21 protein-coding genes are annotated in these 24,010 nt (G+C 69.0%); 14 read left to right on the top strand and 7 right to left on the bottom strand.

Annotation, left to right across the window (positions count from 1 at the left end):
- Positions 1–5 precede the first annotated feature (5 nt).
- Complete coding sequence (fdnG, locus tag ACFSOX_RS11590) at positions 6–3,086, bottom strand: formate dehydrogenase-N subunit alpha (RefSeq protein WP_378477970.1); 3,081 nt, start codon at positions 3,084–3,086, stop codon at positions 6–8.
- Between the two features lie 495 nt (positions 3,087–3,581).
- Between fdnG and ACFSOX_RS11585 the strand changes: the two genes are divergently transcribed.
- From ACFSOX_RS11585 to selD, 5 genes are all read left to right on the top strand, one after another.
- Positions 3,582–4,160: a TlpA family protein disulfide reductase gene (locus ACFSOX_RS11585; protein WP_378477969.1), complete on the top strand. Its 579-nt coding sequence runs from the start codon at positions 3,582–3,584 to the stop codon at positions 4,158–4,160.
- Positions 4,139–5,245 carry a transglutaminase-like domain-containing protein gene (locus ACFSOX_RS11580; RefSeq protein WP_378477968.1) on the top strand — a complete coding sequence of 369 codons (1,107 nt, stop codon included), beginning with the start codon at positions 4,139–4,141 and terminating at the stop codon, positions 5,243–5,245. Before ACFSOX_RS11585 ends, ACFSOX_RS11580 begins: the two co-directional genes overlap by 22 nt.
- A 113-nt stretch (positions 5,246–5,358) precedes the next feature.
- Positions 5,359–5,646 (top strand): sulfurtransferase TusA family protein, encoded by a 288-nt coding sequence (locus ACFSOX_RS11575; RefSeq protein ID WP_378477967.1) that lies wholly within the window; start codon positions 5,359–5,361, stop codon positions 5,644–5,646.
- The gene (locus ACFSOX_RS11570; protein ID WP_378477966.1) at positions 5,643–6,842 is read left to right on the top strand and encodes a cysteine desulfurase family protein; all 1,200 of its coding nucleotides are present in this window, start codon (positions 5,643–5,645) and stop codon (positions 6,840–6,842) included. Before ACFSOX_RS11575 ends, ACFSOX_RS11570 begins: the two co-directional genes overlap by 4 nt.
- Positions 6,839–7,888, top strand: coding sequence for a selenide, water dikinase SelD (selD, locus tag ACFSOX_RS11565; protein ID WP_378477965.1), 1,050 nt, complete (start codon positions 6,839–6,841; stop codon positions 7,886–7,888). The genes ACFSOX_RS11570 and selD overlap by 4 nt, the downstream gene beginning before the upstream one ends.
- A 12-nt stretch (positions 7,889–7,900) precedes the next feature.
- Here selD and ACFSOX_RS11560 read toward each other — a convergent pair whose 3' ends face one another.
- From ACFSOX_RS11560 to ACFSOX_RS11540, 5 genes are all read right to left on the bottom strand, one after another.
- Positions 7,901–8,788, bottom strand: a complete 888-nt coding sequence (locus ACFSOX_RS11560; protein ID WP_378477964.1) for a helix-turn-helix domain-containing protein — start codon at positions 8,786–8,788, stop codon at positions 7,901–7,903.
- An 87-nt stretch (positions 8,789–8,875) separates the two neighbouring features.
- Positions 8,876–10,156 (bottom strand): TRAP transporter large permease, encoded by a 1,281-nt coding sequence (locus ACFSOX_RS11555; protein WP_378477963.1) that lies wholly within the window; start codon positions 10,154–10,156, stop codon positions 8,876–8,878.
- 11 nt (positions 10,157–10,167) lie between these two features.
- Positions 10,168–10,677, bottom strand: a complete 510-nt coding sequence (locus tag ACFSOX_RS11550; RefSeq protein ID WP_378477962.1) for a TRAP transporter small permease — start codon at positions 10,675–10,677, stop codon at positions 10,168–10,170.
- Positions 10,678–10,775: 98 nt separating this feature from the next.
- A complete protein-coding gene (locus tag ACFSOX_RS11545; RefSeq protein WP_378477961.1) occupies positions 10,776–11,783 on the bottom strand; it encodes a TRAP transporter substrate-binding protein in 1,008 nt (335 codons plus the stop codon).
- Positions 11,784–12,395: 612 nt separating this feature from the next.
- Positions 12,396–12,701: a hypothetical protein gene (locus ACFSOX_RS11540; RefSeq protein WP_378477960.1), complete on the bottom strand. Its 306-nt coding sequence runs from the start codon at positions 12,699–12,701 to the stop codon at positions 12,396–12,398.
- 490 nt (positions 12,702–13,191) lie between these two features.
- On the opposite strand from ACFSOX_RS11540, the gene ACFSOX_RS11535 reads away from it, so the two are divergent.
- From ACFSOX_RS11535 to ACFSOX_RS11515, 5 genes are all read left to right on the top strand, one after another.
- Entirely contained in the window at positions 13,192–14,034 is an 843-nt protein-coding gene (locus ACFSOX_RS11535; protein ID WP_378477959.1) for a dihydroorotate dehydrogenase electron transfer subunit, read from the top strand.
- Positions 14,028–15,032 (top strand): dihydroorotate dehydrogenase, encoded by a 1,005-nt coding sequence (locus tag ACFSOX_RS11530; protein WP_378477958.1) that lies wholly within the window; start codon positions 14,028–14,030, stop codon positions 15,030–15,032. The genes ACFSOX_RS11535 and ACFSOX_RS11530 overlap by 7 nt, the downstream gene beginning before the upstream one ends.
- 41 nt (positions 15,033–15,073) lie before the next feature.
- Entirely contained in the window at positions 15,074–16,357 is a 1,284-nt protein-coding gene (locus ACFSOX_RS11525; protein WP_378477957.1) for a Zn-dependent hydrolase, read from the top strand.
- Positions 16,358–16,617: 260 nt separating this feature from the next.
- Positions 16,618–17,403, top strand: a complete 786-nt coding sequence (locus tag ACFSOX_RS11520) for an orotate phosphoribosyltransferase (protein WP_111355768.1) — start codon at positions 16,618–16,620, stop codon at positions 17,401–17,403.
- Between the two features lie 46 nt (positions 17,404–17,449).
- Positions 17,450–18,151, top strand: coding sequence for an HAD hydrolase-like protein (locus ACFSOX_RS11515; RefSeq protein WP_378477956.1), 702 nt, complete (start codon positions 17,450–17,452; stop codon positions 18,149–18,151).
- An 18-nt stretch (positions 18,152–18,169) separates the two neighbouring features.
- On the opposite strand, the gene ACFSOX_RS11510 is transcribed toward ACFSOX_RS11515, so the two are convergent.
- Positions 18,170–18,910, bottom strand: coding sequence for a hypothetical protein (locus ACFSOX_RS11510; RefSeq protein WP_378477955.1), 741 nt, complete (start codon positions 18,908–18,910; stop codon positions 18,170–18,172).
- 658 nt (positions 18,911–19,568) lie between these two features.
- Between ACFSOX_RS11510 and ACFSOX_RS11505 the strand changes: the two genes are divergently transcribed.
- From ACFSOX_RS11505 to ACFSOX_RS11490, 4 genes are all read left to right on the top strand, one after another.
- Positions 19,569–20,087, top strand: a complete 519-nt coding sequence (locus ACFSOX_RS11505; protein WP_378477954.1) for a Spy/CpxP family protein refolding chaperone — start codon at positions 19,569–19,571, stop codon at positions 20,085–20,087.
- A 645-nt stretch (positions 20,088–20,732) separates the two neighbouring features.
- Positions 20,733–21,554: an outer membrane protein gene (locus ACFSOX_RS11500; RefSeq protein WP_378477953.1), complete on the top strand. Its 822-nt coding sequence runs from the start codon at positions 20,733–20,735 to the stop codon at positions 21,552–21,554.
- Between the two features lie 262 nt (positions 21,555–21,816).
- Positions 21,817–22,641 carry an outer membrane protein gene (locus ACFSOX_RS11495; RefSeq protein WP_378477952.1) on the top strand — a complete coding sequence of 275 codons (825 nt, stop codon included), beginning with the start codon at positions 21,817–21,819 and terminating at the stop codon, positions 22,639–22,641.
- A gap of 196 nt (positions 22,642–22,837) precedes the next feature.
- On the top strand, positions 22,838–24,007 hold the full coding sequence (locus ACFSOX_RS11490; protein WP_378477951.1) for a phosphoserine transaminase: 1,170 nt from the start codon (positions 22,838–22,840) through the stop codon (positions 24,005–24,007).
- The last annotated feature ends 3 nt before the right edge of the window (positions 24,008–24,010 follow it).

Below are 24,010 nucleotides of genomic sequence, written 5' to 3'. Positions count from 1 at the left end.
CTCCCTTACGCGACCGGCCCGGCGACGGGCTCGATGTCGACCAGGAACGCCTTGTACTCGGGCGTCTCAATATTGGCGTCACCGACGAACGGGGTGAGCGAGTTGGGGCCGAAGCCCTTCCTGGCCGCGCCGGTGAACCCCCAGTGCAGCGGGATGCCGACGATGTGGACGGTCTTGCCGTCGCACACCAGCGGCTTGATCCGCTTGGTCACCACGGCCTTGGCCGTCACGCTGCCGCGCTTCGACCACACCCGCACCGTGCCGCCCTTCCTGATGCCCTTCTCCCGGGCGAGCTCCTCGCTGATCTCGACGAAGAACTCGGGCTGGAGCACGGCGTTCGTGTGGGCGTGCTTGGTCCAGAAGTGGAAGTGCTCGGTGAGCCGGTAGGAGGTCGCGGCGTAGGGGAACTCCTTGGCGTCGCCGAACTGCTCGAAGTCGTTGCGGAACACGCGGGCGACCGGATTGCCGCGCACCTTCGGCGCGACGACGTTGACGACCGGCGACTCGAACGGCTCGTAGTGCGACGGGAACGGTCCGTCCCGCATCATCGCCCGGGTGAACAGGCGGGACACGCCTTCCGGGTTCATGATGAAGGGCATCACGGTGTCCGGCTTGGCGGTGGGCGCGATGTCCGGCACGTCGTAGCCGGTCCACTTGGCGCCGTCCCACCACAGGAGCTTGCGGCTCTCGTCCCACGGCTTGCCCTGGAGGTCCGCGGAGGCGCGGTTGTACAGGATGCGCCGGTTCACCGGCCACGACCACGACCACTTGAGATACGCGCCGGTGTCGTCCGGGTCCGAGGTGTCGCGACGCGCCATGTTGTTGCCCGCCTCGTTGAAGCAGCCGGAATAGATCCAGCAGCCGCACGCGGTCTTGCCGTCGTCGCGCAGCGCCGCGAACGACACCACCTGCTTGCCCTTGGCGAGCACCACCTTGGTCGGATCGTTCGGATCCGTGATGTCCTCGAGGGCGCGCCCGTTGATCTCCTTGGCGAGCTCCTCCGCCGTCGGCTCGCCCGGATCCTTATAGCGCCAGTCGAGATTGAGGATCGGCTCCGGAACCTTGCCGCCCTCCTTGCGGTACAACTCCTTCAGCCGAAGGTGGATCTGCGCCATGATCCAGATGTCGGTCCGCGCCTCGCCGGGCGGCGAGCCGGCTGGCCAGTGCCACTGCAGCCAGCGGCCCGAATTGGTGAGCGAGCCCTCGTCCTCGGCGAAGCAGGTGGTCGGCAGCTCGATCACCTCGGTCTGGATCGTCGACGGATCGACGTCGTTGTTCGCCCCGTGGTTCTCCCAGAACCGTGCCGTCTCGGTCTGCAGCGGGTCCATCACCACGAGGAACTTCAGCTTGGAGAGCGCCGTCCCGATCTTCTTGCGGTTCGGGAACGACAGCAGGGGGTTGAAGCCCTGGCAGACGTACCCGTTCATCTTGCCCTGGTGCATCAGCTCGAAGGCGCGCAGCACGTCGTAGGCCGGCACGTCGAGCTTGGGCAGCCAGTCGTAGGCGAAGCTGTTCTCCGGTGTCGCGGCGTCGCCCCACATGGCCTTCTGGAAGCTCACGAAGAACTTCCGGTAGTTCTGCCAGTAGCTCATCTGGTCGGGCCGCAGGGGCTTGAAGCCGCGCGTCGACATGTAGGAGTCGAAGCTCGGCTCGCGCTCCGTCGGGAGCGTGAGATAGCCCGGGATCAGGTTCGACATGAGCCCGAGGTCGGTCAGTCCCTGGATGTTGGAGTGGCCGCGCAACGCGTTCATGCCGCCGCCGCGCACCCCGATATTGCCGAGGATGAGCTGCAGCATCGCCATGCAGCGGATGTTCTGCGCCCCCTTCGAGTGCTGGGTCCAGCCGAGCGCGTACATCGAGGTCATCGTCTTGGTCGGCGACGAGCACTCGGAGATCATCCTGGCGACCTCGAGGAACTTGTCCTTCGGGGTGCCGCAGATGCGCTCGACCAGCTCGGGCGTGTAGCGCGCCACGTGCTGCTTGAGGAGGTTCCAGACGCAGCGCGGGTGCTGCAGCGTCTCGTCGACCACGGCGTAGCCGTCCGGCCCGATCTCGTAGTCCCAGGTCGCGCGGTTGTAGTCGCGCTTCTGCTCGTCATAGCCCGTGAACAGGCCGTCCTGCCAGCCGAAGCCCTCCTTCACGACATAGGCCGCGTTGGTGAAGGCCTTGGTGTAGGCCCACTGCACCTTGTCGTTCTGGATGCAGTAATTGATCACGCCGAGCAGGAACGCGATGTCGGTCCCCTGCCGGATCGGCGCGTAGTAGTCCGCCACCGCCGCCGTGCGGGTGAAGCGCGGGTCGACGACGATCAGCTTGGCGCCACGGTTGGCCTTGGCCTCGGTGACCCACTTGAATCCGCAAGGATGCGCTTCGGCGGCATTGCCGCCCATGACGACGACCAGATCCGTGTTCTTGATGTCGGTCCACGCATTCGTCATCGCACCACGGCCGAACGTCGGGGCCAGACTGGCCACCGTCGGGCCGTGTCAAACACGGGCCTGGTTGTCGAACACCAGCATGCCGGCGCTGCGCACCACCTTGTAGGTGGCCCACGCCGTTTCGTTGGTCGTCGCCGAGGCGGCCAGGAAGCCGGTGGTGGTCCACCGATTCACGGTCACGCCGTCGTTGTTCTTGACCACGATGTTCTGGTCGCGATCGTCCTTCATCAGGCGCGCGATCCGATCGAGCGCCTGATCCCAGGAGACGCGCTCGAACTTGGTCGAGCCCGGCTTGCGGACCTGCGGATAGAGCGTGCGGGTCTCGGCGTGCACGATGTCCTTGAGCGCCGCGCCCTTCGGGCACAGCGTGCCGCGATTGGTCGGATGGTCGGTGTCGCCTTCGATGGCGACGATCTCGGCCTTCTCGCCCTTCTTCAGATCACCCTTCGAGTAGATGATGATGCCGCAGGCGACCGAGCAGTAGGTGCAGGTGTTGCGGACCTCGGTCGTGTTCGCGAGCTTGAACGGACGGATCGCCGCGGCATGCGCGGCCTCGACGTCGCCGAAGCCGAACGCACCGAGCGTGGTGCCCGCGAGACCCGCGCCGGCGCCGGCCAGGAAGCCGCGCCGCGAGAGCTCCATGTTCATGGAATGCTACCCTCCTGGTTACGTTGGCCCCCGCGGGGGACGGTTCTGGAAGCTGCGCGGGGGACGCAGCTTTTTCGACGGGTCATCGAGTCAGGTGGTCGGTGAAAACGCTATTTTGGAAGCGATCGAAAGTCAAAGCGATTCCGACGCTTCCGGATCGAACCGAGAGTTCGCTCCGCGGCATTGTTCGGCGTGCGACGCATCATCGACGTGCACTGCACAAGGACGGAGCGCCGAGTGTCGTGACGACTTTACAAGGCGGCGTCCGGCCGCTGCGGGCCGGGCCGTGACACGGGCCTTTGAATTTCGTTGACGCGGCGGCGGGGCGTCTCGCAGAGTGCCGGCGTGATCCTGATCACGGCTCCCGGGTTCCGGGGCGCATCGTCCTTATCACGACACCGCCGGCCGGCTTCCCCGGATCGCGGCCGCGTGCCGTCGGCAGCATGGCACCGTCTCGAGCAGGCCGGCACCTCGCATCGCCGCAGCAGACCGCGCGTGTTTGCCGCATCCCTTCTCAGGCTCGTCATCGGTCTGGCCGGCATGGTCGGCACCGCCGGCGCCGATCCGATCGCGCCCGCGCGTGCGGCGGAGAGCGAGACGCGGCTGGTCGCATGGACCGGTCCCGCGCCCGCCGGCATCGCGCTCGACTCCACCACGGGCGGGCGCGTCGCGCTCGACGACCTGCGCGGGCGCCCCGTGGTCCTGCATTTCTTCGCCACGTGGTGCGATCCCTGCCGGGCCGAGCTGCCGCTGCTGGCGGCGTTCGCCGACGGCCGCGACGATCTGATCACGATTGCCGTCGACGTCGGCGAGGTCGACGGCCGGGTGACGCGCTTCGCCGACCAGGTCGGCTGGCGACGCCCGGTGGCGCTCGACCGCGACCGCGCGGTGGCCCGCGCCTTCGGCGTCACGGCGCTGCCGACCACCATCGTGCTCGACGCGACGTCGACGCCGCGGCTGATCGCCGAAGGCGACCTCGACTGGCGCGACCCGACCATCACGGCCCCCCTCGTGGCGCTCGCCACGACAACCCCCGACGGGAGGACACCCGCATGCACCGACGCGACGTGTTGAAGGCCGGCGCCGCCCTGGCGACCGCCGCGACCCTGCCCGAGTTTGCCCTCGCTCAGGGCGCGCCTGCCGGGTTCGCGCCGAAGCCCGGCGCCTGGCGCAGCTTCGCGGTGACGACGCGACTCGAGATCGCGAAGCCCGAAGGCCGCACCCAGGCCTGGGTTCCGGTGCCGAGCGTCGACGAGGAGGCGTGGTTCCGCTCGCTCGACACGACCTTCACGTCGAACGGCAAGGCCGCTCTGGTGCGCGATCCCAAGTACGGCGCCGGCATGATCCATGTCGAATGGGCGGCGGGCGAGACGGCGCCGTTCGTCGAGGTGATCAGCAAGGTCGCGACGCGCGACCGCGCCGTCGATCTCGCGGCACCCTCCCGCCCGGCCCCGCTGTCGGCGGCCGAGCGCACGCTCTACACCGAGGGCACCGATCTCATTCCGGTCGACGGTATCGTCAAGGCGACGGCGGACAAGATCACGGCCGGCGCGCGCGACGACATCGCCAAGGCGAAGGCGATCTACGAGTGGATCGTCGACAACACATTCCGGGATCCGGCGACGCGCGGCTGCGGCATCGGCGACATCGCCGCGATGCTGAAGACCGGCAATCTCGGCGGCAAATGCGCCGATCTCAATGCCCTCTATGTCGGGCTCGCCCGCGCCGCCGGCCTGCCGGCCCGCGACCTCTACGGCATCCGGCTCGCCCCTTCGGCGTTCGGCTACAAGAGCCTCGGCGCCGGCTCGGAGGTGATCACCAAGGCGCAGCATTGCCGCGCCGAGGTGTGGCTCGAGACGTTCGGCTGGGTGCCGGTCGACCCTGCCGACGTGCGCAAGGTCGTGCTGGAGGAGCCGCCGACCAAGCTCGCCATCGACGACCCCAAGGTGGTCGCGGCGCGGCGCGCGCTGTTCGGATCGTGGGAGACCAACTGGCTCGCCTACAATGTCGCGCACGACCTCGCGCTGCCGGGCGCCCGGGGACCGAAGATCGGCTTCCTGATGTACCCGCAGGCCGAGACCGCGAGCCAGCGCCTCGACTGTCTCGACCCCGACGGCTTCCGCTACGTGATCAGGGCGAAGGAGACGACGGCGGCGTGACGCGATCGCGTGACCCTCTGACTCGTCCTGCCCGGGCTCGTCCCGGGCAGGACGAGCGGCCGAACGGCACAAGGACCGTGGATGGCCGAGACGAGCCCGGCCATGACCACGCAGTGACGCTGCCGAACACCGTGACAGAAAACTCGAACCCCACCAACACAATCCTGGACCTGCGCGGGCTCGCCTGCCCGCTGCCGGTGCTGAAGGCCAAGACGGCGCTGCGGCGTGTGCCGATCGGCGGCACGCTGGTGCTCGAATGCACGGATCCGCTCACCGTGATCGACGTGCCGCATTTCTGCGCCCAGACCGGCCACCGGCTCGACGGCCAGGAGATCGACGGCGACCTCTACGTCTTCCGCATCGTCAAGCAGCACCGAGCCCGATCGACCGACGCATCATGACCCGTCATTCGCCCGATCTCGCCCCGCACGATCCGGTCTATCTCGATCACAACGCGACGACCCCGGTCGACGCCGACGTGCTCGCCGCGATGCTGCCGTTCCTGCGCGAGGAGTTCGGCAATCCGTCCTCGTCGCATCCGGCCGGCCGGCGCGCCCGCGCCGCGGTCGAGACCGCGCGCGCCGAGGTCGCCGCGCTGATCGGCGCGAGGGCGGACGAGATCGTGTTCACCAGCGGCGGCACCGAATCCTCCAACATGGCGATCCGCGGCGCGGCGGCGGCGCGCGAGGGGCGGCCCGGCGTCGTGACGACCGCATTCGAGCATCCGGCCACCGAGGAGTGCTGCCGGCTCTTGGAACGCCACGGCCACCCCGTGCGCCGCGTCGCCCCGCGTCGCGACGGCCGCATCACCGCCGACGACGTGATCACGTCGATCGACGACACGACGGCATTGGTCACGCTCATCCACGCCCAGAACGAGATCGGCACGCTGCAGCCGGTCGCGGAGATCGCACCGGCCGCCCGCGGCCGCGGCGTCTGGGTGCATGCCGACGCGGCACAGTCGTTGGGAAAGGTGCCGGTCGACGTCGATGTGCTCGGCGTCGACCTCCTCACTGTCGCGGGCCACAAGCTCTACGCGCCGAAGGGCATCGGCGCCCTCTATGTCCGCCGCGGCATCGATCTGCCGCCGCTGCTCGCCGGTGCCGGGCAGGAGCACGGGCGGCGGCCCGGCACCGAGAACGTCGCCTTCGTGGTGGGGCTCGGCGCCGCCTGCCGGATCGCCGCCGCGCGGCTGGAGCAGGACGCCGCCCGCAGTCGCGTGCTCGCCGCCGGGCTGCTGGCGCGGCTGCGTGCGGCCGTGCCAGGCCTGATCCTGGTCGGCGATCCGGACACGCGCCTGCCCAACACGCTGAACGTGCTCTTCCCCGGCGTCTCCGGCCGGCGGCTCCTGGAGGCCTGCCCGGGCGTGCTCGCCTCGACCGGCTCGGCCTGCCACGCCGGCAGCGAGGCGCCGTCCGCCGTGCTGCTCGCGCTCGGGCTCGCGCCCGACACGGCCCTCGGCGCCGTGCGCCTGTCGCTCGGGCGCGCCACCACGACCGCCGCTGTCGCGACCGCCGCCGATCGTCTCGCCGCCGCCTGGCGGACCCTGCGCGACACGGCCGTCCCCGCCCCGCGCCACTCCGGAGCTTTGTCATGAACGCGCACGATCTCCGCCTCACCAGCCTCGCCCATGGCGGCGGCTGCGGTTGCAAGCTCGCCCCCTCGGTGCTGCAGCAGCTCCTCGCCGAGCAGCCGGCCGCTGCACCGTTCAAGCAGCTCCTGGTCGGCACCGAGACGGGCGACGACGCCGCCGTCTGGCAGATCGACGAGACCACCTGCGTGATCGCCACCACGGACTTTTTCATGCCGATGGTCGACGACCCGCGCGACTTCGGCCGCATCGCCGCGACCAACGCGATCTCGGACGTCTATGCGATGGGCGGCAGGCCGATCATGGCGCTCGCCATCCTCGGCATGCCGATCGACAAGATGCCGCCCGAGACGATCCGCGAGATCCTCAAAGGCGGCGCCAGCGTGTGCGCCGAGGCCGGCATTCCGGTCGCCGGCGGCCACTCGATCGATTCGCCGGAGCCGATCTACGGGCTCGCCGTGATCGGCACCTGCCGGCCCGAGCAGGTCCGCCGCAACGCCGATGCCCAGCCGGGCGACGACCTGATCCTCACCAAGGCGCTCGGCGTCGGCGTCTACGCCTCGGCGATCAAGAAGGGCGTGCTGCCCGCCGGCGCCTATGACGAGATGATCGCCTCGACGACGCTCCTCAACCGCATCGGCGCGGATCTGGCCCGCGACCCGGCCGTGCATGCCGTCACCGACGTCACCGGCTTCGGCCTGCTCGGCCACGGGATGGAGATGGCGCGCGGCGCCGGCGTGACGCTGACGACCTCGCTGCAGGCGGTGCCGCTCCTCGCACACGCCGCCGCGCTGGCGCAGGCCGGCTGCGTCACCGGGGCCTCGCATCGCAACTGGTCGAGCTACGGGACGGCCGTGTCGCTCCCCGAGGGGCTGCCCGACTGGCGTCGCCACCTGCTCACCGACCCGCAGACCTCCGGCGGCCTGCTGGTCGCCTGCGCCCCGCAGCGCACCGACGCGCTCCTGCGCACCATCGTCGAGGCCGGCTACCCGGCCGCGAGCCGCATCGGCCATGTCGAGGAGGGGCCGGCGGCGATCCGCGTGGTGGCATAGGCGCCGAGGTCTTCATCCCCCCGCCGCGCGGGCCAGCACGGTGCGCAGCACGCGGGCGCCGGCCTCGCCCTTCCGGGCGCGGCCCCATTGCTCGGTGATGATGGTCTTGAACAGCCGCACCGCCTCCGGGGTCGCGGTCGCCATGGCGATGCCGGACGTGATGTTCGGGTGGTCGCCGAGCCGGTAGGGGCTGAGCGTGACGGCGGCCGTGTCGGCCGCCTCGAACACCTGGAAGGTCTGGAACGGCGCCTGGTCCTCGATGACGCCGATCTGGACGCCGATCGGCGGGTGCTCGAGCAGGCCGGCGAAGCGCTCGATCTCGCGGGCGGCGAGCGCGCGACGCTCGCGCACCACCCTGTCCGGGAGATCGAAGCGGCCGACCAGGCCGGAGCGCAGGAAGCGCTCGATGTCCGGCGCCGAGACGATGCTGAGCACCGGGATGCGCCGGGTCTCGGCGCCCCGCCGCCGGGCATGGAGGATCGCCAGAACGGCGTCGACCTCGGCGCGCGCCGCCGCCGGCTCGCGATGGCTCTCGGGGATCGCCTCGAGCAGCATCGTGCGCAGATGCTCCATGTACTCGTTCGACTGGAGCAGGAACGAGAACGGCGAGAAGTTGCCGAGCACGTGGACGGCGGTCTCCTCGAGCTGGCGCATGCGCTCGAAGAACGACACGGCATTGGCGTAGTACTCGACGCCCACCCCCATCAGCGACGGCAGCGACGTCTCCAGGAGCTCGGAGATCTTCTCCAGCGTCTCGATCTTCACGAGCTCGCCCCGCTCCAGCCGGTAGACGGCGGCCCGCGACACTCCGATCGCCTCGGCGATGCTGCTCACCGTGAGGTTCTTGCCGAGTCGATAGGCGCGCAGCCGTCGGCCGATCTCGGCCAGGTGGTCGGACATCGTTCTCCCCGCGATCCGCCGCGATGCGGCGGCGGCTGGTGTCCGGGATCGGGTCGTCTCGTTCGACAAGGATGACGGTGGTGAGCCTCAGCGGACGATCGACAGAATTCCCGTCGAAATCTGGGGAACATAGGTGATGAGCATCAACACCAGAATATTGACGGCGATGAACGGCCAGATGCCGCGGATGATCAGCTCCACGGGCCGACGCAACGTGGACGACGCGACGAACAGGTCGAGCCCGAACGGCGGGGTTATCATTCCGATGCAGATGTTGAGGCAGACGACGAGGCCGAAATGGACCGGGTCGATGCCGAGCGACGTCGCGACCGGATAGAAGGTCGGCACGAGAACCAGCAGAATGGAATTGGGATCGATGAACATGCCGGCGACGAGCAGCACGACGTTGACGATCAGCAGGAAGGCGATCCAGTCGACGTTCCACGCCGCGAACAGCTGCGTGAAGAAGGCGGGCACCTGCGCCAGCGTGATGAGGAACGACAGCATCGACCCGGTCGCCAGCAGGATGAAGATGACGGCCACCGTGATGGCCGAGCCCTCGGCGATCTCCATGAGGGCCTTGAAGCCGATCGACCGGTAGACGACCATCTCGATGAGCAGCGCATAGGCGACGGCGACGGCCGCGGCTTCGGTCGCCGTGAAGATCCCGCCGTAGATGCCGCCGAGGATGATGAACGGCATGCCCAGCGCGACGATCCCGTCGCGGAAGGCGAGCATGCGCTCGCGGCGCGTCGCCCGCGGGAACAGGCCGGCCCCGGTTCGCCACGTGACGATCTGAACGTAGATCATGAACGCGACGCCGAGCGCGACGCCGACCGCCAATCCCCCGGCGAACAGATCGGCGATCGACGTTCCGGTCAACCAGCCGTAGATGATGAGCGTGATGCTCGGGGGAATGAGCAGGGCACATTCCGCGCTCGAGGCGATCAGGGCGAGCGAGAACGTCTCCGAATAGCGGGCCTTCAGAAGCTCCGGATGCAACAGCCGACCGAGCGCCGCCACGGTCGCGGGCGCCGAGCCGCAGATGGCGCCGAACCCCATGCAGGAGACGACCGTCGTGTGCCCGATGCCCCCGCGGACATGGCCGAGATTGGTCTTGACCAGATCGGTGAGGCGCTTCGCGATCGTGCCGCGTGCCATGATGTCGGCGGCGAAGATGAAGAACGGGATCGCGAGCAGGGTGGAGACGTTCACGCCGCCGAGGAGCTTCTGCGCCAGCGCGACCGGCGGGATCGACGGGAACAGGAGAAGCCACGCCAGCAGGGTCGGCACCCCCATGACGAGGAACATCTCGAAGCCGAGCACGAGAAGGATCACCGCGACGGCGCAGAGAAGGATGACGGTCACGAGCGCTTACCTCAGTGATCCTGCAACACGTCGCGAATCAGGAAGCGGCTCTGGAGGCCGGCGAGTTCGAGCAGGTAGCGCAGCGACAGGAGCGCGAACCCGACCGGCAGCGGAGCATAGAGCCACAGCATCGTGGTGCCGAGAGTCGGACTGATCTGCCCGCTCCGATAGATGAACGCCGCGAGGTCGAAGCTGAACTTGGTGAAGATCAGGCAGAAGACGAGGCCCGTCAGATTGATCGCGATCCGCACCAGGCGGGCGACCGAGCCCCGCAGCTGGTCGATCAGCACGGTCATGGCGATGTGCCGGCGCCGCTCCAGCGCCAGCCCCAGACCGACGAAGACCAGCCACGCGAGCCCGAACAGCGTCGCCTCGTCGATCCAGGCCAGCTCGGTGGCGAGCTCCGCGCTGAAGTATCGGACCATGACATTGACGAAATACAGGAACGACATCGCGATCAGGACGATCGCGACGAACGTTTTCTCCACGATGCGGATCGCATCCAGTGCACGAGCGAACATGCTGGTCTACTTCACCGTCTCTTCGGGGCGGTCATGTCCGCGCACTGTCGGAACGGTCGCGACGCGCCCGACGCCGGGCCGGACGCGTCGCTCGCCGGTCAGCCGCCGAGCTTCTTCATCTCGGCCTTGTACAGCTCGATCGCCTTCTGGCCTTCCGCGCCGGCGCGCGCGATGAAGGCGGCCTCCGACTTCGGCACCATCGCCGCCTCCCAGGCCTTGCGGTCGGCCTCGCTCAGGTCGCTGATCTCGGTCTTGCCGGCATTCCTGATGATCTCCAGGGCGGCGATCTTCGCATCGGCCTTCATCTTCTCCACCTCGGGGCGGACCTCGATGAAGGTGTCGGTGATGATCTTGCGATGCCCCTCCGGCAGCGACTTCCACCAGGTCGGATTGAACAGCACGAAGTCCTCCATGGCGCCGTGATCCGACACCACGAGATACTTCTGGACCTCGTGGAACTTCATGGTGGAGATCGTGTCGAGCGGGTTCTCCTCGCCGTCCACCACGCCGGTCTGAAGGGCCGTGTAGAGCTCGCCGAACGGGATCGCGATGGCGCTCGCGCCCACCGCGCCGAACTGCTCGATCAGGATACGCGAGTCCATCACGCGGAACTTCTGTCCCTTGAAGGCCTGCGTCGAGTTGATCGGCTTGTTCGACGTCAGGCTCTTGCGGCCGTTCGGCCACAGCGCGATGGCGACGAACCCGCGATTCGTGAAGGTGTCGAGGACGTACTGGCCGAACGGGCCGGTGCGCAGCGCGTTCGCCTTGGCGACGTCGGCGGGCAGCAGGAACGGGATGTCGAACACCGACACCACCGGATTGAAGCCGCCCAGGAAGGCGGCCGGCATGACCGTGCATTCGATCGAGCCGAACTGCGTTCCCTCGACCATCTGGCGCGCATTGCCCAGCTGGGAGGCCGGGAACAGCTTGAACTCGACCTCGCCGTTGGTGCGCGCCTTGACGAGCTCGGCCACCTTTTCCAACCCGCGATGACGCGGCTGGGTCGGGGCTTCGAGATGCGCGATCTTGGCCGTGTACTTGGGCGATTGGGCCGACACCGTGGTGGCGGACGCAGCGACGACGAGCGCACCGCTCGTGAGTTTCAAGAATTGGCGCCGTGAAGCCATGGGGCTCTCTCTTTACTCGAATGCGGGACGGAGGCTGTATCAAAATTTAGACTACGGCAGAAACCGTGTCAAACAGGACGGTTTTCCGTCGGACCGCGGGTCTGACCTGCCAGGATCCGGCACGGATCTGGAGTTGGCGGTCACCGATTTCCTGCCCCTCGGCAGGCGTGATCGTGACGAGTGCGCCGCGTCGCGGGGCATGCGCTCGCGATTGCGACCGCCGCCGCTTCGGCGCTCCGCCAGATCGACATTCGGGATCGACACGCGCGAGCGGCGTGCAGCCTCGACCATCATGCGACGCGCGGCTGATCCGTCGGCCGCGAGGGCGCCCCGCGGCCGTGAGGTCGGCCAGACGCGCCGGCCCGTCGGGCTCGGCCTCGCGCCGCGGATGGCCCCGACGTGGCGCCCCGGTGCGCACGCCGCGGATCACCGCGACGCTTCCGGCCGTCACGTCGGACAGGGCCGGGGCGCCGGGCTCCGGCCACGAGATCGGTTCGAAACAGTGCCCGCGCGGGCACACTTTTCGTGCCGAGCATGAGGGCGGTGGCGGATCGGGCGCGGCCGGCCGGTGCCGGCGCGTCACCGAACCGGTCAACCGAGATCGGCGGCCGCGATGGCGTTGAGGGTCGCGAGCTGGTCGGCCGGCGCCGCCCCGAGAGAGGCGGTCGCCTTCTCGGTGATCTCGATGAGATGATCGAAGGCCTGGTCGGCGACGTCGCCGGTCAGCGGATGCTCCTCGTAGGAATCGATGAAGCGGCCGACCAGCAGCGCGAGGATCTGATAGAGCGCCACGTGCTCGCGATCGGAGCCGGCGAGGTTCAGCACCCTCTGCTGGAAATCCTTGTAGGTCCGAAGGCCGTTGTGCTGGGCCTTCAGCCAGGTGAGCAGGTCGTCCAAGAGCGTTCCCTCCCTCGAATGCACGCGCGGGCGCCGACGGCGCCCCCGGAGAAGAAACCACCGTTGATACCACAACAAGAGGAGAAAAAAAGAGATTTCGATCGTTCGAACGTCGGCATCGGCTCCGCTGAAAACCGGCGTCGTGTCACCGACGATTCACGACAACGTTGTTTTACCGTCACAAATTTCCGGCGCGTCGCGCCCCCGATTGACAACGCGACCGCTCGCTGCGATAGTCTCAGAAATTAGACGGTCGGCCGACCTGCGGCGACGGTGAGATTCACCGGTCCGCGGCGGCCGAAACGATTCGGCCCGGCCCGCCTCGCGACCGCCGCAGCCGATCAGAAAGGGCGCCATGGGCCAGACGATCAGCTTCCCGCCGATCCGACCCGCCGCCGGTCCGCCGACGATCGGACCGCACGCGAGCGGCCCGCATGGCGGCACGCCGCAAGGGACTGGCGGAGCTCCGTCCGGCACGGCAGGATCGAGTGTGCAGACCGCCCCCGATCCGCATGCGGCGCCCGTGCCGGCGCCGCCCCCGGTCGCCGACGTGCTCGGCGTCGTGGTGTCGCATGTCTGGCTGAACGACGAATACCGCCACCTCGTGCTGGAGGCGCCCGACCCGGCGCCGCTCGCCAAGGCCGGCCAGTTCTTCAATCTCGAATGCCCGCACACGGCCGAGGACAAGCCGTTCCTGCGCCGGCCGATGAGCCTCTACGGCGCCGACCCGGCGCGCGGCCGCGTCGAGTTCCTCTACAAGGTCACGGGCGTCGGCACCCGGGCGCTCGCCTCGATCAAGGTCGGCCGCACCATGCGGCTGCTCGGCCCGCTCGGCGTCGGCTTCTCGATTCCGGAGAGCGCGAAGCACATCGTCGTGCTCGGCCGCGGCGTCGGGCTCGCCACGCTCGCGCCGCTCGCCGAGGCGGCGGCCGCGCAGGGCGTCGGCGTCACGGCGATCCTGTCGGCCCGCAGCCCCGCGACCGTGATGTCGGCGGAGCGCTTCGCCGCGGTCGGCGCGGCGGTGCGCATCGTGCTCGACACCGACGGGTCGAGCGATCCGGCGAATGTCGAGGCGATCCTGCGCGAGGCCGTCGCGGCGGGGCGCGCCGATGCGTTCTACACCTGCGGCTCCAACCGGCTGATGCTCACGATGCAGCGCGTCGGCCGCGAGCTGAACATTCCGGGCGAGGTCGCGCTCGAGCAGCAGATGGCCTGCGGGCTCGGCATGTGCTTCTGCTGCGTGCGCAACTTCTCGGTCGACGGCACCGTCGAGGCGCGCCGCGTCTGCACCGAGGGGCCGGTGTTCCCGCTCGCCGAGGCGATGTCATGGTAGGCCCGGCCTCACCCCACGGCGCCGGTCCGGGCGGGACGACAGGCATCGCCGCCGGCCAGACGATCGACCAGACGGTCCGCATCGGCAGCCTGACGCTGCGCAACGCCGTGATGCCGGCGTCCGGCACCTTCGCCGAGAATCTCGGCGCGATCGTGCCGTTCGAGGCGCTCGGCGCGCTGGTGACGAAGACCGTGACGCCGCAGCTGCGCGGCGGCAACCCGACGCCGCGCGTCTGCGAGGTCGGCCAGGGCATGCTCAATTCGATCGGCATCCCGAGCAAGGGGCTCGATCACTTCGTCGAGGAGACGCTGCCGCTCTATCGCGGCGTGCCGACCCCGCTGGTCGTCAGCGTCTCGGCGCTCTCGGCCGACGCCTTCGCCGACGCGGTGAAACACGTCGACGTGCCGGGCGTCGCCGCGATCGAGGCGAACATCTCGTGCCCGAACATCGAGGAGGACGGCAAGGCCTTCGCCATGGACCCGCGCCCGACCGCGCTGGTGGTCGAGAAGATGCGGCGCGCCACGGCGCTGCCGCTGTGGGTGAAGCTGTCGCCCAACACGGGCGATATCGCGAGCGTCGCCCGCGCCGCCGAGGCGGCCGGCGCCGACGCCGTCGTGGTCGCCAACACGATCCTCGCCATGTCGATCGACATCGAGACGATGCGGCCGCGGCTCGGCAACGTGATGGGCGGGCTCTCCGGTCCCGCCATCAAGCCGATCGCGGTGCGGATGGTGTGGCAATGCGCCCGCGCCGTCAAAATCCCGGTGATCGGCTGTGGCGGCATCGCGACGGCCGCCGACGCGGTCGAGTTCATGCTGGCCGGCGCCACCGCCGTCCAGGTCGGCACCGCCACCTTCGTGCGCCCGACCGCGATGCTCACCGTGATCCACGGCCTCGTCGACTACTGCCGGCGAAAAGGATTCCCGCGCGTCGCCGCGCTCACCGGCGCGATCCACGACGCGGATCTGACGGTCGACACCCACGAGGCCGCCTCGTGATCACGACCGCCGCAACCAGAGTATCGTAGCGAGATCGTCCCATGAGTGACGCCGCCGTGGTCCGCCTGCCCGAGCCGCTCCGCCTGCGCGACATCGCGCGCGACCTGTTCGACGCCCTGCGCGAGGCGTCGTTCGACGGTGTCGGCATCACGCGCGAGTGCTACGACGCCGGCGAGAACGCCGCGATCGCGATCTTTCGCGAGACCGCCGAGCGGCACGGCCTCAAGGTGAAGACCGACGCCGCCCAGAACATGATCGTGTCGCTTCCCGGCGACGACGGCACCAAGCCGGCGCTGCTGCTCGCCTCGCATGCCGACTCGGTGCCGCAGGGCGGCAATTTCGACGGCGGCGCCGGCGTCGTCGCGGCCCTGCTCACGCTGATCCGCATCGCGGCCGACGGCACACGTCCGCCCGTGCCGGTGCGCGCCATGGTGCTGCGCGGCGAGGAGAGCGCCTTCTACGGCCGCGCCAATATCGGCTCGCGCCTCCTGTTCGGCACGCTCGATCCGAAGGACATGGAGGCGAAGCGCCGCGGCACCGGCCGCACGCTGCGCGAGACGCTCCAAGCCGCCGGCATCGACGTCGAGGCGGCCGCGGCGGGACAGCGGATGATCGACCCGGCGACGATCCGGGCCTTCGTGGAGCTGCACATCGAGCAAGGCCCGGTGATGCTCGCGCGAAAATTTCCCACCGCGGTGGTGACCGGCATCCGCGGCAACCTGCGCCACCGCGCGATCATGTGCCGCGGCGAGGCGGGCCATTCCGGCACGGTGCCGCGCTGGTTGCGCCGCGACGCCGTGTTCGCGGTCGCCGATCTGCTCATGCGGCTCGACGAGCACTGGATGCGGCTCCTGGAGCGCGGCCTCGACCTCGTCGTCACGGCCGGCGTGATCGGCACCGATCCGAACGAGCACGCGATCAGCCGCATCCCCGGCGAGGTCACCTTCTCGTTCGAGGTGCGCAGCCAGAGCTTCGAGACGCTGGAGGCGTTCTACGAGCTGTTCCGCTCGGAGTGCCGCGCCGTCTCCGACCTGCGCCACGTCAAGTTCGAGTTCGACGACCGCGTCTACGCCGAGCCCGCCCGCATGGACGAGGCGCTGGTGCGAAAGCTCGTCGCGGCGTCCGAGAAGCTCGGCCTGCCGACCGAGACGCTCGCTTCCGGGGCCGGCCACGACGCCGCCGTGTTCGCCAATGCCGGCATCCCCTCGGCCATGATCTTCGTGCGCAACGCCAACGGCTCGCACAATCCGGCCGAGGCCCTGGACCTCGACGACTTCATACAGGGCGTCGAGCTGATGCACGCCTTCGCGGTCGAAGGGCCGTGACCGCACCCGGCCGACCATCGGTTGCGGCGCGGAGGGCGGCGGCCGTCGCCGATGCCGCCGGCGATGCCGCGGAGCCGCCCTGCGGCGCCGCCACGTCTCGCGAAGCTGTTTGGAGAACTTGGGGAAACCGGAATTCCTGAAGGGGCCGAGTCGCTTGACCGGCCCGGCGCATGGCGCGATAAGAGCCGAGTCGCGCTCATGCTCGAGACTGAACTCGACGCCGGCAGCCACGGCTGACCGGCGGTTTTCGCGCGCGGCTCATGACGGTGCCAGAGACGGAGGACCCCGTGAGCACGTTTTCCCCCCCGACCGAGAAACGCGTGATCGCCCAGCAGACCGCCAAGATGCTGCTGGAGATCAAGGCGATCCAGTTCAATGCGGCGCAGCCCTTCGTGTTCACGTCGGGGTGGGCGAGCCCGGTCTACGTCGACTGCCGCAAGATCATCTCCTATCCGCGGCTGCGCTCCGCCTTGATGGACTTCGCGGCCTCCACGATCCTCACCGAGGTCGGCTACGAGTCGATCGACAACATCGCGGGCGGCGAGACCGCCGGTATCCCATTCGCCGCCTGGATCGCCGACAAGCTGATGCTGCCGATGCAGTACATCCGCAAGAAGGCGAAGGGCTTCGGCCGCAACGCCCAGATCGAGGGCGAGGTTGTGCCGGGCTCGCGCACCCTGCTGGTCGAGGATCTGGCCACCGACGGGCGCAGCAAGGTGAATTTCTGCAACGCGCTCCGCAAGGCCGGCGCCACGGTCGACCACTGCTTCGTGCTGTTCTACTACGACATCTTCCCGATGGTGTCGGGCAACATGCGCGACCTCGGCGTCGAGCTGCATCACCTCGCCACCTGGCGCGACGTGCTGGAGGTCGCCACCGCCAGCGGCCATTTCGATCCCGGCGTGCTGCGCGAGGTGAAGGCGTTCCTCGAAGGACCGTCGGAGTGGTCGGCCGCGCACGGCGGCATCTCCAACTTCGACAGCGATCCGGAGAAGGTCGGCACCGGCGCGGGTGGCCCCGCCTCCGGCGCCAGCGCCGCGGCGTGAGCGCCTTGACCCAGGCGATGATCGCCGCACCGTCCGGGCGACCCGCATGAGCGGGTCCGTCCCTGCCCCGCGCGGCACCGTGCTGTTGGACCTCGACGGGACCATCAGCGATCCGGCCGGCGGCGTGTACGCCTCGTTCCGCTTCGCGCTGGAGCAGGTCGGCAAGCCGTGGCCGGACGGCGAGCCGCTCGCCTGGATCATCGGACCGCCGCTGCGGGAGAGCTTCATGCTCCTGCTCGACGACCCCGAGAAGGCGGCGGCGGCGCTCCAGCACTACCGCACCCACTACGCGGCCGGCGCCCTCTACGACAACCGACTCTATCCCGGCATGGCCGAGGCGGTCGCGGCACTCGCCGACGACGGCTTCCGCCTCTACGTCGCCACCTCCAAGCTGGTCGGCTTCGCCGAGAAGATCGTCGCCCGCTTCGGCCTCGCGCCGCGTTTCGAGCGCGTCTACGGCTCGTCGCTGGACGGCCGCATCGACCAGAAGGCCGACGTCATCGCGATGTGCCTCGGCACCGAGGACATCGATCCCGAGACCTGCATCATGGTCGGCGACCGCGAGCACGACGTGAACGGCGCGCGCGCCAACGGCCTCGACTGCATCGGCGTGACCTGGGGATTCGGCGGCGCCGAGGAGCTCACGGCCGCGCAAGCCCTGACGCTGTGCGAGCGGCCGGCGGATCTCCCCGGACTGATCCGGCAGGTGATCGACGCGCGCCTCGCGGTGCTCCCTTCCGAGACCTGAGCCCGGACGGCGCCGGCGTCAGCCGGCGGTCTCGCCGGGCAGCAGGTCGTGCCCCGTCGGCGGCGCGACGCCGCGGCTGCCGCCGGCGGCCCGGACCGGTCGCGGCATCGCCACGACCGACTCCGCCGACGCGATCACCGCGGCGAGCCACTCCTGCGGATAACCGCCGGCCAGCATCAGCCGCCGGTCGAGCGCCCGCATCACCAGGAGATCGAGCGGCATCACCGGCCGCTCCGCCGCCGCGCTGCCGGCCGACAACACGATCGTCGCCACCCGATCGGCGAAGCGCGCGTGCTCGTTCATGAAGGCCAACATGTAGCTGCGGTAGCTCATGTCGGGCAGCCGGTACCCGATCGCCTGAATGCCGCGGCGCGCGTGTCGCGTCGCCGGCGCGTAGACGGCGGGTGCACAGGCGCAGGCGAAGCGGGTGAGCAGCCCCGTCAGCGAGGCCGTGGTGATGCCGGCCCGCACGGCGTCGAAGTTGATCTCGTCGAGCCGCGCGAACGCCTCGGAGGTCGGCATCGCCGCACTGCGAAAGGCCGGGCGCGCGACGTCGTCGAGGAATGCGAGCAGCTGGCGGCGCTGAGCGGGGCGCAGGCGATCGGCGAGGTCGTGGAAGGCGAGCCAGCGATCGAACGTTCGCGGGGTCAGCGCCGCGGCGGCTCGCATCTCGGCCGAGAACGCCGCCTCGCCGGCACGCCATGTCGCCATGGCGGCGCGCACCGACAGATCGTCCAGTTCCCGCTGATTCCGCATCATGCACCCTGCTCGCCGCGCGACCGTACCCGTCGGGATCCCTCGGCCCACCGGCCTCGCAACCTCGATCGTCGACGAACCCCGCGCCTTCTGCTCCGGCCGCACGGCAATGTCGAAGAGCATCACGCCGAGAACGGGCATCGGTGTGAGGACGTGTTCGGATTTCCGCGCGATCCGTTAACATCAACGGCCCCGGACCTTGGACCCGTCATCCCGAGGTGCTCGCGCAGCCTGATGTGCTCGCGCCGCGAGTGCTCGCGCTGCGAGTATTCGCGCAGCGAGCCTCGAAGGACGCGGCCACCCAAGTCGGTGTTGCCGACTTGGGCTTCAATGGCATCGATCTCGGGCAAGCCCGAGATCGATGCCGTCGCCCTTCGAGGCCCGGCTTCGCCGGGCACTTCAGGGTGGCGGAAAGAGTCAGCCGTCATGGCCGTCGGTGTAACGCACGAGATCTGATCCGGGTCCGTGGAAAACCAGAAATCTCCCGAGTCGCCGCGGTCCTGGCGCATTTCCCATAAGGTGGGACCGAGGCAACGCTCGGAGAGGTCGCGCCTCGCCGGCGAGCGGGCTCGACCGCCTGATCAGGACGCCCCTTGACGCATGTCAACATGGCCGCGCGTGTGCGCGCGACACTCGTCACCGTAAAAGCAGGAGGTGTGTCATGACGACGAAGCGTCTCGTCGGTCTCGCGGTCGGCCTCGGCTTGCTCGGCCTTGCGGCGGCGGCTCCGGCCCTGGCGCAGGCGCCCGCCTATCCGGAGCCGGTGCGCGGCGCCCGCGGGATGGTGCTGCTGCCCGGCGTGATGACCGGCCCGGGCACGCTCGGCACCGGTGGCATGCGCCGGCTGTGCGATTCGCGCTCCATCGGTCTCACCCAGTGGCGGGTGACCTGGATCGAGCGGGTGATCAAGCCGACGGAGGCCCAGCAGAAGCCGCTCGACGACCTCAAGACCGCCTCGGCCAAGGCGGCGGACCTGTTCGCGACCGCCTGCCCGAAGCGGGTGCCGCGCCTGCAGACGGCGCCCGAGCAGCTCGCCATGATGGAGAAGCGGCTCGACACGGCGATCCAGGCGCTGCGCCTGGTCCGCCCGGCCTTCGACGCCTTCTACGCCGCGCTCGACGCGACCCAGAAAGCCCGCATCGACGAGCTCGGCCCGAAGCGCAGCGGCTGGCTGTGGTGAACGCGACGGCGCGCCGGCGTCGCCGGTGACCGGAAGGCTCGTGTTCCGGGTGCGGCGTAACGCGCTGCGACCCGAGCAACCGGGACCAAGGGTCACGGATCCGACCGGCGACAGGGGGGCCGCGATTCCGGTTTTGTCCAGACCTGTTTCTCCTGCGGTTGCGGGGGCTTCTGGATCCCGTGGGCGAAGCGGCGCGTCGTCCACGAGCCACGCCGATCCGACCGCCTCGGCCGGTCGCTGCCGAGCGTGACGACGCCGAACAGGATCGCCGCGTCGATCACCGCGACGCCGCGCGATCACCGCGACGCCCCGGTCCGTGGCCGTGCACGCCGACCGTCTCGCCCGCCAGACCTCGGCGACGTCGACGCACCGACCGGACACCCGAGCTCGCCGTCGCCGCGCTCGCCGCCATCCTCCGTTAACCCCCCGTCAATCGTTCGGGCAAAATACCTCCGTTAACACGCCGTAAACCATAAAAAGCAGATCGCCGTTAGGGTTAAGTTTTAGGGTTAAGTCGCCTTTAACCCTTGGTTGCCATCATCGCCTGGCCAGTGAGTGATCAGTCGGGTCGCGTCCTCGCGCCCTGCCACACGGAAGGACGATGTCATGGCAAGCGTGAAGTTGTTAGCAGTCGCGGGGTCGGCCGTGCTTCTCTCCCTGAATGCCGCGGGCGCCGCCGATCTCCCCCTCGCCCCGCCGCCCGTGCCGGTGGTCCAGGACTATTCGGGCTGGTACCTGCGCGGCGACATCGGGTTCAGCAATCAGCAGGTCAAGGAGATCGACAACCTGCTGTATCATCAGCCGCAGGTGACCTCGGTCGTCAACAAGAACAAGAGCTTCGACGCGGCGCCGTTCTTCGGCCTCGGCGTCGGCTATCAGTTCAACAGCTGGCTGCGCGCCGACCTGATCGGCGAGTATCGGGCCAACGCGAACTTCCACGGCGCCGACATCCAGACCTTCTCGGCCTATGGCCAGCCCGGCTGGACCGCCAACAACTTCACGGCCACCAAGTCCGAATGGCTGGTGATGGCCAACGCCTATGTGGATCTCGGCACCTGGTGGTGCGTGACGCCGTTCGTCGGCGCCGGCATCGGCGCGTCGTACAACCGGATCAGCAACATGGCTGATTCGTCGCTCTCCTATTATTATCTACCGGCGGCCGGCGGCTACGTGACGAGCCCCGGCATGGCCTTCGGGGCCGACACCGGCAAGTGGAACTTCGCCTGGGCGCTGCACGCCGGTCTCGCCTACAAGGTGACGCCCGGTCTCACGCTCGAGGTCGCATACCGCTACCTGAATCTGGGCGACGGCGCCTCCGGCGATCTCGTCGACTACACGGGCGGCAATTTCTACAACAACCCGGTCGACTTCAAGACGATCACGTCGCACGACCTGAAGGTCGGCATGCGCTGGATGCTCTCCGCGCCCGAGCCGGTCTATCAGCCGCCGCTGATGCGCAAGGGCTGAGCCGCGGGCGAGCGACCCGGCACAACGAGCTTCCGCCGGACCGGAAAAAGGTCTCGCGTACCGGACCGGCAAAGACAAACGGCGCGGAGCGTTTCTCCGCGCCGTTTTCATTTCGTTAACGACTTTTTTTAATTGCGCACCGCGCCGCTTCAATGAGTTTGCCCGGGTTCGCGCATCGCGGGTAACCCGACATTAAGGTTAATGCCCGATGATCGGTTGTGGCCGCGAGCGTTGCGGCCGTCCGGATCAGAGGGTCAGTCCCATGCGTAGCGTCGGCCTGTGCGGCCTCCTCCTCGCCGCCCTCGGCACCTCCTCGTTCGCCGCCGACATGCCGGTCCTGCGCGGCTCCCAGGGCCTGATGCCGAGCGAGCCCACCTATTTCCGCTGGCAGGGCGTCTACCTCGGCGGCCATGTCAGCTACTCGGCCGGCAACGCCGATTTCTCCAACGGCTCGGGGGATCTCGTCTCCTACATCCTGCGCAACACCATCGAGGAGAACGAGATGGGCGTGTCGCGTTGGACGACGCTCCCGTCGAAGAACGGCATGACCGGCGCCGGCTGGGGCGGCTACATCGGCTACAACGCGCAATGGGACGACGCGGTGCTCGGCATCGAGTTCAACTACACGCGGATCGGCCAGAAGGCGACGGCGTCGGATACGATGTCGCGCTACCAACTGTTGTCCGACAACTACATCCACAGCGTCAATCTGACGACCGGGGCGGGCATCGACCTCACCGATCTCGCCACGCTGCGTCTGCGCGGCGGCTGGGCGGCGTCGTGGTTCATGCCCTACGCCTTCATCGGTGTGGCCGCCGGCCGTGCCGACCTGACGCGCACCGCGACGGTGAGCGAGACCGTCTACGACGCGAACTGGAACTATCTCTACCGGGTCTCGCCGATGACCCGCGCCGACAACCGCACCGGCGCCTGGGGGTTCGGCTACTCGGCCGGCCTCGGCATCGATGTCGCGCTGATGGCCAACATCTTCCTGCGCGCCGAGTACGAGTACGTCTATTTCGGCGACTTCCAGGACATGAAGGTCACGGTCAACACCGTGCGCGGCGGCCTCGGTGTCAAGTTCTGAACGCGGCGAGCGGGCGGCGTCACGCCGTCTCCCGTGATCGCGAGGGTCGTGTGCGAACGCCATCGCGTGGCATCCAGACACCAAATATTCTCGAAAACGCGACGACCGAGGGTTGACACCCGCGGTCGTCTCTCATATTGCCGGCGGCGGGACACCCCTCCCCACCGAGGGGCGCCTATCTGAAAGGGTAGACACCATGACAGACGCTCCCGCCGCGCGTCCGCGCGTGCCCAATTTCTCGTCCGGCCCCTGCGCCAAGCGCCCCGGCTGGTCCCTCCAAAATCTGGCAGACGCGCCGCTCGGCCGCTCGCACCGGGCCAAGATCGGCAAGGCGAAGCTCGAGCGCGCCATCGAGCAGACCCGCACCGTGCTGAAGGTGCCGGCCGACTATCGCATCGGCATCGTCCCGGCCTCCGACACCGGCGCCGTCGAGATGGCGCTGTGGTCGCTTCTCGGCGCCCGCCCCGTCACCATGCTGGCGTGGGAATCGTTCGGCGAAGGCTGGGTCACCGACGTGACGAAGCAGCTCAAGCTGCCGAACGTCACGACCATGACGGCCGGCTACGGCGAGCTTCCGGACCTTTCGAAGGTCGACTGGTCGAACGACGTCGTCTTCACCTGGAACGGCACCACGTCCGGCGTGCGGGTGCCGAACGGCGACTGGATCGCCGCCGACCGCCAAGGCCTCGCGATCTGCGACGCGACCTCGGCCGCCTTCGCGCAGCCGCTCGACTGGGCGAAGCTCGATGTCGTCACCTTCTCGTGGCAGAAGGTTCTCGGCGGCGAGGCCGCACACGGCATGCTGATCCTCTCGCCCCGCGCCGTCGAGCGGCTGGTGACCTACAAGCCGGCCTGGCCGCTGCCGAAGATCTTCCGCATGACCTCGGGCGGCAAGCTCAACGAGGGCATCTTCAAGGGCGAGACCATCAACACGCCGTCGATGCTGTGCGTCGAGGACTATCTCGACGCGCTCGACTGGGCCGTGTCGATCGGCGGCCTCGAGGCGCTGTTCGCGCGCGCCGACGCCAACGCGCAGGCGATCGCCGACTGGGTCGCCAAGACCCCGTGGGTCGATTTCCTGGCGAGCGATCCGGCGATCCGCTCCAACACCTCGGTCTGCCTGAAGGTCGTCGATCCGGAGATCGCGGCGCTTCCGGCCGACGCGCAGGCGGCGTTCGCGAAGTCGCTGGCCTCGGCGGTCGAGAAGGAGGGCGTCGGCTACGATCTCGGCGCTTATCGCGACGCGCCTCCGGGCCTGCGCATCTGGTGCGGCGCCACGGTGGAGCGCGACGACGTCGTCGCCCTGACCGCCTGGCTCGACTGGGCCTTCGCCAAGACCAAGGCGGCACTCGCCAAGGCGGCGTGAGCT

This window comes from Rhodoplanes azumiensis (assembly GCF_042682915.1).
GTDB lineage: Bacteria > Pseudomonadota > Alphaproteobacteria > Rhizobiales > Xanthobacteraceae > Rhodoplanes > Rhodoplanes azumiensis.
Note: the sequence above shows the minus strand (reverse complement) of the source record. Positions and strands in the feature narration are given on the sequence as shown.

Excerpts from the sequence above, each read along its gene's own strand:
- ACFSOX_RS11580 (WP_378477968.1), top strand. The coding sequence starts at position 4,139 with ATGCACCGACGCGACGTGTTGAAGGCCGGCGCCGCCCTGGCGACCGCC.
- ACFSOX_RS11570 (WP_378477966.1), top strand. The coding sequence starts at position 5,643 with ATGACCCGTCATTCGCCCGATCTCGCCCCGCACGATCCGGTCTATCTC.
- selD (WP_378477965.1), top strand. The coding sequence starts at position 6,839 with ATGAACGCGCACGATCTCCGCCTCACCAGCCTCGCCCATGGCGGCGGC.
- ACFSOX_RS11560 (WP_378477964.1), bottom strand. The coding sequence starts at position 8,788 with ATGTCCGACCACCTGGCCGAGATCGGCCGACGGCTGCGCGCCTATCGA.
- ACFSOX_RS11550 (WP_378477962.1), bottom strand. The coding sequence starts at position 10,677 with ATGTTCGCTCGTGCACTGGATGCGATCCGCATCGTGGAGAAAACGTTC.
- ACFSOX_RS11530 (WP_378477958.1), top strand. The coding sequence starts at position 14,028 with ATGGTAGGCCCGGCCTCACCCCACGGCGCCGGTCCGGGCGGGACGACA.
- ACFSOX_RS11525 (WP_378477957.1), top strand. The coding sequence starts at position 15,074 with ATGAGTGACGCCGCCGTGGTCCGCCTGCCCGAGCCGCTCCGCCTGCGC.
- ACFSOX_RS11520 (WP_111355768.1), top strand. The coding sequence starts at position 16,618 with ATGACGGTGCCAGAGACGGAGGACCCCGTGAGCACGTTTTCCCCCCCG.
- ACFSOX_RS11515 (WP_378477956.1), top strand. The coding sequence starts at position 17,450 with ATGAGCGGGTCCGTCCCTGCCCCGCGCGGCACCGTGCTGTTGGACCTC.
- ACFSOX_RS11510 (WP_378477955.1), bottom strand. The coding sequence starts at position 18,910 with ATGATGCGGAATCAGCGGGAACTGGACGATCTGTCGGTGCGCGCCGCC.
- ACFSOX_RS11505 (WP_378477954.1), top strand. The coding sequence starts at position 19,569 with ATGACGACGAAGCGTCTCGTCGGTCTCGCGGTCGGCCTCGGCTTGCTC.
- ACFSOX_RS11495 (WP_378477952.1), top strand. The coding sequence starts at position 21,817 with ATGCGTAGCGTCGGCCTGTGCGGCCTCCTCCTCGCCGCCCTCGGCACC.
- ACFSOX_RS11490 (WP_378477951.1), top strand. The coding sequence starts at position 22,838 with ATGACAGACGCTCCCGCCGCGCGTCCGCGCGTGCCCAATTTCTCGTCC.